General features: G+C 70.7%; 7 protein-coding genes and 1 pseudogene. All 8 read right to left on the bottom strand.

The genetic code is table 11. From position 1 onward, the window contains the following. Positions 1-149, bottom strand: a pseudogene (locus tag ACZ7M2_RS17680) (sulfate adenylyltransferase subunit CysD); the annotation flags it as partial. Then, a complete protein-coding gene (gene cysC, locus ACZ7M2_RS17675) occupies positions 146-718 on the bottom strand; it encodes an adenylyl-sulfate kinase (protein ID WP_471595997.1) in 573 nt (190 codons plus the stop codon). The gene cysC and the pseudogene ACZ7M2_RS17680, both read right to left, overlap by 4 nt. After that, positions 715-1,443, bottom strand: a complete 729-nt coding sequence (locus ACZ7M2_RS17670) for a phosphoadenylyl-sulfate reductase (RefSeq protein ID WP_471595996.1) — start codon at positions 1,441-1,443, stop codon at positions 715-717. The genes cysC and ACZ7M2_RS17670 overlap by 4 nt, the downstream gene beginning before the upstream one ends. After that, positions 1,440-1,619, bottom strand: a complete 180-nt coding sequence (locus ACZ7M2_RS17665) for a hypothetical protein (RefSeq protein ID WP_352052693.1) — start codon at positions 1,617-1,619, stop codon at positions 1,440-1,442. The genes ACZ7M2_RS17670 and ACZ7M2_RS17665 overlap by 4 nt, the downstream gene beginning before the upstream one ends. After that, complete coding sequence (locus ACZ7M2_RS17660) at positions 1,616-3,310, bottom strand: nitrite/sulfite reductase (protein WP_352052694.1); 1,695 nt, start codon at positions 3,308-3,310, stop codon at positions 1,616-1,618. Before ACZ7M2_RS17660 ends, ACZ7M2_RS17665 begins: the two co-directional genes overlap by 4 nt. A gap of 136 nt (positions 3,311-3,446) precedes the next feature. Beyond that, positions 3,447-3,530, bottom strand: a complete 84-nt coding sequence (locus tag ACZ7M2_RS17655; RefSeq protein WP_309486338.1) for a putative leader peptide — start codon at positions 3,528-3,530, stop codon at positions 3,447-3,449. A gap of 172 nt (positions 3,531-3,702) precedes the next feature. Then, complete coding sequence (locus ACZ7M2_RS17650) at positions 3,703-4,275, bottom strand: GNAT family N-acetyltransferase (RefSeq protein ID WP_471595995.1); 573 nt, start codon at positions 4,273-4,275, stop codon at positions 3,703-3,705. A gap of 471 nt (positions 4,276-4,746) precedes the next feature. After that, on the bottom strand, positions 4,747-6,126 hold the full coding sequence (locus ACZ7M2_RS17645) for a hypothetical protein (RefSeq protein WP_471595994.1): 1,380 nt from the start codon (positions 6,124-6,126) through the stop codon (positions 4,747-4,749). Positions 6,127-6,201 lie beyond the last annotated feature (75 nt).

Genomic DNA, 6,201 nt, shown 5'->3' with positions numbered 1-6,201 from the left:
TTGCCGCCGGAGAAGAGGATCACCGGCCGTTCGAACTCGCCCGCGACCTCACGGAAGATGTGGACGGCCTCCGACTCCAGGGCATCCAAGTGCGAGAGCGCGTACGGGCTGCTGTCCGTCTCCTCGGAGACACTGGCGACGGTCGTCATGCGAGACCCCTTTCGGTGAGCAGCGCATGGAGCGCGGCCGCGGACTCCTGCACGGACTGGGTGTGCGACTCGATGCGCAGATCGGGCGACGCGGGCTCCTCGTAGGGGTCGTCGACGCCGGTCAGCCCCGAGATCTCCCCCGCGGCCTGCTTGGCGTACAGCCCCTTCACATCGCGCACGGAGCAGACCTCGACCGGCGTCGCCACGTGCACCTCCAGATACGGGGTCCCGCCGGTCTGGTGACGCCTCCGGACCGCCTCGCGGCTGTCGGCGTACGGCGCGATCACCGGGACGAGCGCCTTGACGCCGTTGCGGGAGAGCAGCTCGGCGAGGAAACCGATCCGCTGCACGTTCGTGTCGCGGTCCTCGCGCGAGAAGCCGAGGCCGGACGAGAGGAACTCGCGGATCTCGTCGCCGTCGAGCACCTCGACACGGTGGCCCTCGTCGCGCAGCCGGCCGGCCAGCTCGTACGCGATGGTGGTCTTGCCGGCGCTCGGCAGACCCGTGAGCCAGATGGTGGCTCCGGTCGTCACTTGCTGCTCCTGGGAGATCTGGGTGGTCGTGGTCATCCGTGCAGCCCGCACTCGGTCTTGGACCGTCCCGCCCAGCGGCCGGCGCGGGCGTCCTCGCCCTCCAGCACACGGCGGGTGCAGGGCGCGCAGCCGACGGAGGCGTAGCCGTCCATCAGCAGCGGGTTGGTGAGGACGCCGTGCTCCGCGACGTACGCGTCCACGTCGTCCTGCGTCCAGCGGGCGATCGGCGAGATCTTGACCTTCTGCCGCTTCTCGTCCCAGCCGACGACCGGGGTGTTCGCCCGGGTCGGGGACTCGTCGCGGCGCAGTCCGGTCGCCCAGGCGTCGTACCTGGTCAGGCCCTCTTCCAGAGGCTTGACCTTGCGCAGGGCGCAGCACAGGTCGGGGTCGCGGTCGTGCAGCTTGGGGCCGTACTCGGCGTCCTGCTCGGCGACGCTCTGGCGCGGGGTGAGGGTGATGACGTTGACGTCCATCACGGCCTCGACCGCGTCCCGGGTGCCGATGGTCTCGGGGAAGTGGTAGCCGGTGTCGAGGAAGACCACGTCGACCGGGCTGTCGCCCGGCTGAGCGCGGGAGGCGAGGTGGGCGACGACCGCGTCCTCCATGGAGGAGGTCACGCAGAACGTCTTGCCGAAGGTCTCGACGGCCCACTGGAGGATCTCCAGGGCCGAGGCGTCCTCGAGGTCGCGCCCCGCCTGCTCGGCGAGGCGCTTCAGGTCCTCGGCCGTACGGTCTTCCTGGTCTTTCTGAACCGTCGTCATATGTCGTCCCCTCCGCCTTCGTTGCGCTGAACCCCACGGGCGAGCAGCCCGAGGAACTTCAACTGGAAGGCTCGGTTGCACGCCGCGCATTCCCACGCGCCGTGGCCCTGCTCGCTCGGACGGAGGTCTTCGTCGCCGCAGTAGGGGCAGTAGAAGGGAGCCGCTCGCTCGCTCATGACAGCGACTCCTCGCTCGCACGGGCGGCCCAGGTGGCGAAGCGCTCGTCGTCCTCGCGCTCCGCCTGGAAGCGCTTGAGGACCCGCTCGATGTAGTCGGGCAGCTCGTCCGAGGTGACCTTCAGACCACGGACCTTGCGGCCGAAGCCGGCCTCCAGGCCGAGCGCGCCGCCCAGGTGCACCTGGTAGCCCTCGACCTGCTCGCCCTGGTCGTTCAGGACCAGCTGGCCCTTGAGACCGATGTCCGCGACCTGGATACGGGCGCAGGCGTTCGGGCAGCCGTTGATGTTGATGGTGATGGGCTCTTCGAACTCGGGGATGCGGCGCTCGAGTTCGTCGATCAGGGAAGCACCGCGCGCCTTGGTCTCGACGATCGCGAGCTTGCAGTACTCGATGCCGGTGCAGGCCATCGTGCCGCGCCGGAAGGTGGAGGGCCTGACGGTCAGGTCGAGGGCTTCGAGGCCCTCCACCAGCGAGTCGATCTGGTCCTCCGTCACGTCGAGCACGATCATCTTCTGCTCGACCGTGGTGCGCAGCCGGCCCGAGCCGTGTGCCGCGGCCAGCTCGGCGATCTTCGTGAGGGTGGTGCCGTCCACGCGGCCGACGCGCGGCGCGAAGCCGACGTAGAAGCGGCCGTCCTGCTGGCGGTGCACCCCGACGTGGTCGCGCCAGCGGGCGACCGGCTGCTCGGGGGCCGGGCCGTCGACGAGCTTCCGCTCGAGGTACTCGTCCTCCAGGATCTGGCGGAACTTCTCCACGCCCCAGTCGGCGACCAGGAACTTCAGACGGGCGCGGGTGCGCAGGCGCCGGTAGCCGTAGTCGCGGAAGATCGAGATGACGCCCTCGTAGACGTCCGGGACCTCGTCCAGCGGGACCCAGGCGCCGAGGCGCTGGCCGATCTTCGGGTTGGTGGAGAGGCCGCCGCCGACCCAGAGGTCGAAGCCGGGGCCGTGCTCCGGGTGGTTCACGCCGACGAAGGCGACGTCGTTGATCTCGTGCGCCACGTCGAGCAGCGGCGAGCCGGAGATCGCGGACTTGAACTTGCGGGGCAGGTTCGAGAAGTCCTTGTTGCCGATGATCCGGCGGTGGATCTCGTCGATGGCCGGGGAGCCGTCGATGATCTCGTCCTCGGCGATGCCGGCGACGGGCGAGCCGAGGATGACGCGAGGCGTGTCACCGCAGGCCTCGGTGGTGGACAGCCCGACGGCTTCGAGCCGGTTCCAGATCTCGGGGACGTCCTCGATACGGATCCAGTGGTACTGCACGTTCTGGCGGTCGGTGAGATCGGCGGTGCCGCGCGCGAACTCCTGCGAGATCTCGCCGATGACGCGCAGCTGGTCGGTGGTCAGCCGGCCGCCGTCGATGCGGACGCGCAGCATGAAGTACTTGTCGTCCAGCTCCTCCGGCTCCAGGATCGCCGTCTTGCCGCCGTCGATTCCGGGCTTGCGCTGGGTGTAAAGCCCCCACCAGCGCATACGTCCACGAAGGTCGTTGGGGTCGATCGAGTCGAAGCCGCGCTTCGAGTAGATCGTCTCAATGCGTGTCCGCACATTGAGACCGTCGTCGTCCTTCTTGAACTGTTCGTTTCCGTTGAGCGGGGTGAAGTGACCCACGGCCCACTGACCCTCGCCGCGGTGACGACTCACCTTGCGGCGGGGCGCGGCGGCGGGATTCTGCGGGGTGGCGGCCATGGTTGATACGTCCTTCGGGACTGCGGGACAGGAAGGAGAGCGGCTCTCAACTGCGCATATGGGCGCATACGGAAAGTACGCGCGCGTCATTGCGCAGAAGGAGGCAAAAGGGAGAATGTCGGCTGAGCCGGGGCTGTCAGCTCGCCGGACAGATGGCGCTGGACATGCGGCCGAGGTCGACGTGCCGCCGACTCACCAAGGCAATTCCAGTTCCAGACATGACGGAAGCGTGTCACGCGGATCTCGGGCCAGTCCACCGTCATCCATCATGTGGACACCCTTGTCCCGAATGGCGAGACAAAGGTGTTGTCGGTCACACGGCTGGGCAGGAAGGGACGATCAGGCGGCCCGGTGACCGCCCGATTACGGGCCGAGGGCCGGCCCGCGGCGGGTCAGATCGCTCGTGCGCCGGGCCAGGGCCCGGGAGCGTCGACCTCCGCCTCCTCCTCCACCTTGGTGTCGAAGAGCTTGAAGCCGCGGCGCAGATAGTTGTCCATCGCGTGCTCCCCGTCCTTGCTGCATGTATGCAGCCAGACACGCTTCGTCTCGGGCCGCCCCGGCCAGCGCTCCGCCAGGTCCCAGGCGCGCGCCACCCCGTACGAGAGCAGGTGCCCGCCGATCCTGCGGCCCCGGAAGGCGGGTATCAGCCCGAAGTACATGATCTCGACCACGCCGTCGTCCTGCGGGTCCAGCTCGACATAGCCCGCGGGCGTTCCCCGGTCGTAGGCGACCCAGGTCTCCACGCCGGGGCGGTCCAGGACCTCCTGCCACTGCGCGTACGTCCAGCTCAGGCGGTCGGTCCAGCGGATGTCTCCGCCCACGGAGGCGTACAGGAAGCGGTTGAACTCGGGCGAGGGGACTTCGGAGCGCGCGATCCGGACGTCGCCGTCGGGCGTGATCGCGGGGAGCAGGTCGCTCGACGCGGTCTGCTCCAGGGACCAGGTGGTCACAGTGACGTTGCTCATGGAGGCCAGGGAACCACGGGGCCGCGCCGCGCTCCAAAGCGGGGCCGCGTCCCCGGACGCTGGGATGTGTTCTTCGGCCGCGGGCCCGGTGGGGGCTGGTCGTGCAGTTCCCCGCGCCCCTGGGGTCGGGGCTGCGCTCCGGATCTCCTGCACGCCCGAGGTTCTTCGGCCGCGGGCCCGGTGGGGGCTGGTCGTGCAGTTCCCCGCGCCCCTGGGGTCGGGGCTGCGCTCCGGATTTCCCGCACGCCCGAGGTTCTTCGGCCGCGGGCCCGGCGGGGGCTGGTCGTGCAGTTCCCCGCGCCCCTGGGGTCGGGGCTGCGCTCCGGATCTCCCGTACGCCCGAGGTTCTTCGGCTGCCGCCCGGTGGGGGCCGGTCGCGCAGTTCCCCGCGGCCCTGAAGACTTCCAGCCCGTCCGGCGTTTGAGGACGAGGCTGTTCGGGCCGAACGGGGGGCGGAGCCCCTCGGGGCCTCTACCCCAGGGACTTGTTCACCGCGGTCAAAGGGACCGCGTACAGGACGCGCTCCGGTGTCGTGTCCGGGTCGGCGCCGGTGAGGCTCCACAGTTCGCCGGTCTCCTGCCAGTAGGACAGGGACGCGGTGTGCTGACCCCAGCAGGCGTAGGACCGGTCCCCGGTGCACTGCACCGCCTCGGCGCTGTGCCCGCTCTGGCGCCACAGCGTGCCGTGCCGGCCACCGCTGGCGGGTGTGTGGCCGACGTACCAGTCGGCCCTGCGCGCCCCGGCCGGCGTGTAGGAGAGGACACCGGACAGCCCGGCGGCCTTGGTCGTGTAGGCCTCGCGCGCGTCGACCCGCCCCAGGGAGTCGCTGCCGAGCAACCCCGCCCGGCCGACGGCGGTGCTGTACGAGTACCGCCAGATCCGGGTCCGCTCCGTGCCGTCGGCCGGCGCGGCCTCGGTGGCGACCAGGCTGTCCGGCGTCGAGGTGCGGTCCAGCGACAAGGAACCGAAACAGGGGTTCGCCCGGGCCTCGCCCGAGCCGCACGTGCCGCCCGCCGGGCTGTACGAGCCGATGGCCGGCAGCACGTACCGGTAGCCGTGCGCGGAGTAGCCGCCCCGCACCTTGCCGATCGCCCCGCTGTCCACGCCCGCCTTCAGGAGGTGGTGCAGGTCGAAGACGAGCAGGGAGTCGTCCTGCCCCGCGCCGTTCTGCGCGGTGACGATCAGCTTGCCCTGGTACCAGACCATGCCGCCCAGCCGGGAACGGACCGCGCCGAAGTCCCTGCCGCCGTCGCGCGGCGCGACCAGCAGCACCCAGCGGTACCTGAGGGCCGCCGGGTCGCTCGCGTCGATGAAGGCGACCCGGGCCAGACCCCGGTCGGTGGCGGAGGCGCCCGCGGCCCGGTCGTCGTGGTTCCAGCCCGCCAGGATGACCCGCCGGTCGCCCCACCGGCCGTCCTGGTCGGCGTCACCGGAGGTGGTGACGGAGGCGGGCGCCCACTGCTGGGTCCGCGCGTCGTCCGAGGCCCAGCAGTACGCGCGGGTCGCGACCGGTTCGAGCGGCAGCGCGGCCCGCTCGGTCCCGGAGCAGTCGGCCTCGTCGCGCATCGCGTGGTCGGCGCTCGCCAACACGCCGGCGACCCCGACGTTCCCGCCCATGTTCCGGCTGAGCGTGCTGAGCGTGTCCCCGGCGACCAGGTTCTCGTGCAGTTGGAGCCTGCTGGTCTCGGCGGCCGAGGTGAGCGGGGTCAGCGCGCCCGGACTGTTGCTGCCCGTGGCCTGGGAGGTGCTGATCAGCGTGGCGGCCGCGGTGAGCGCGAGGGCGGTTCCGGCCAGGGTGGCGCGCAGCGCCTGTCCCCTTCGCCTGCGACGGTGCCTGCCGCGGTGCTTCATGCGTCCTCCCGAGGAAGGCCAACTGCCTCTCATGATCAGAACGTTGACGGAGAGACGGGTGGGGTGGCCTGTGGA

The organism is Streptomyces sp. NPDC111507, from assembly GCF_055638955.1.
This window is presented reverse-complemented; position numbering and strand designations above follow the sequence as displayed.

What these genes read in the sequence shown, in the direction of transcription:
- ACZ7M2_RS17650 (WP_471595995.1), bottom strand. Translation starts at nt 4,275, where the DNA reads ATGAGCAACGTCACTGTGACCACCTGGTCCCTGGAGCAGACCGCGTCG.
- ACZ7M2_RS17665 (WP_352052693.1), bottom strand. Translation starts at nt 1,619, where the DNA reads ATGAGCGAGCGAGCGGCTCCCTTCTACTGCCCCTACTGCGGCGACGAA.
- ACZ7M2_RS17655 (WP_309486338.1), bottom strand. Translation starts at nt 3,530, where the DNA reads ATGTCTGGAACTGGAATTGCCTTGGTGAGTCGGCGGCACGTCGACCTC.
- ACZ7M2_RS17660 (WP_352052694.1), bottom strand. Translation starts at nt 3,310, where the DNA reads ATGGCCGCCACCCCGCAGAATCCCGCCGCCGCGCCCCGCCGCAAGGTG.
- cysC (WP_471595997.1), bottom strand. Translation starts at nt 718, where the DNA reads ATGACCACGACCACCCAGATCTCCCAGGAGCAGCAAGTGACGACCGGA.
- ACZ7M2_RS17670 (WP_471595996.1), bottom strand. Translation starts at nt 1,443, where the DNA reads ATGACGACGGTTCAGAAAGACCAGGAAGACCGTACGGCCGAGGACCTG.
- ACZ7M2_RS17645 (WP_471595994.1), bottom strand. Translation starts at nt 6,126, where the DNA reads ATGAAGCACCGCGGCAGGCACCGTCGCAGGCGAAGGGGACAGGCGCTG.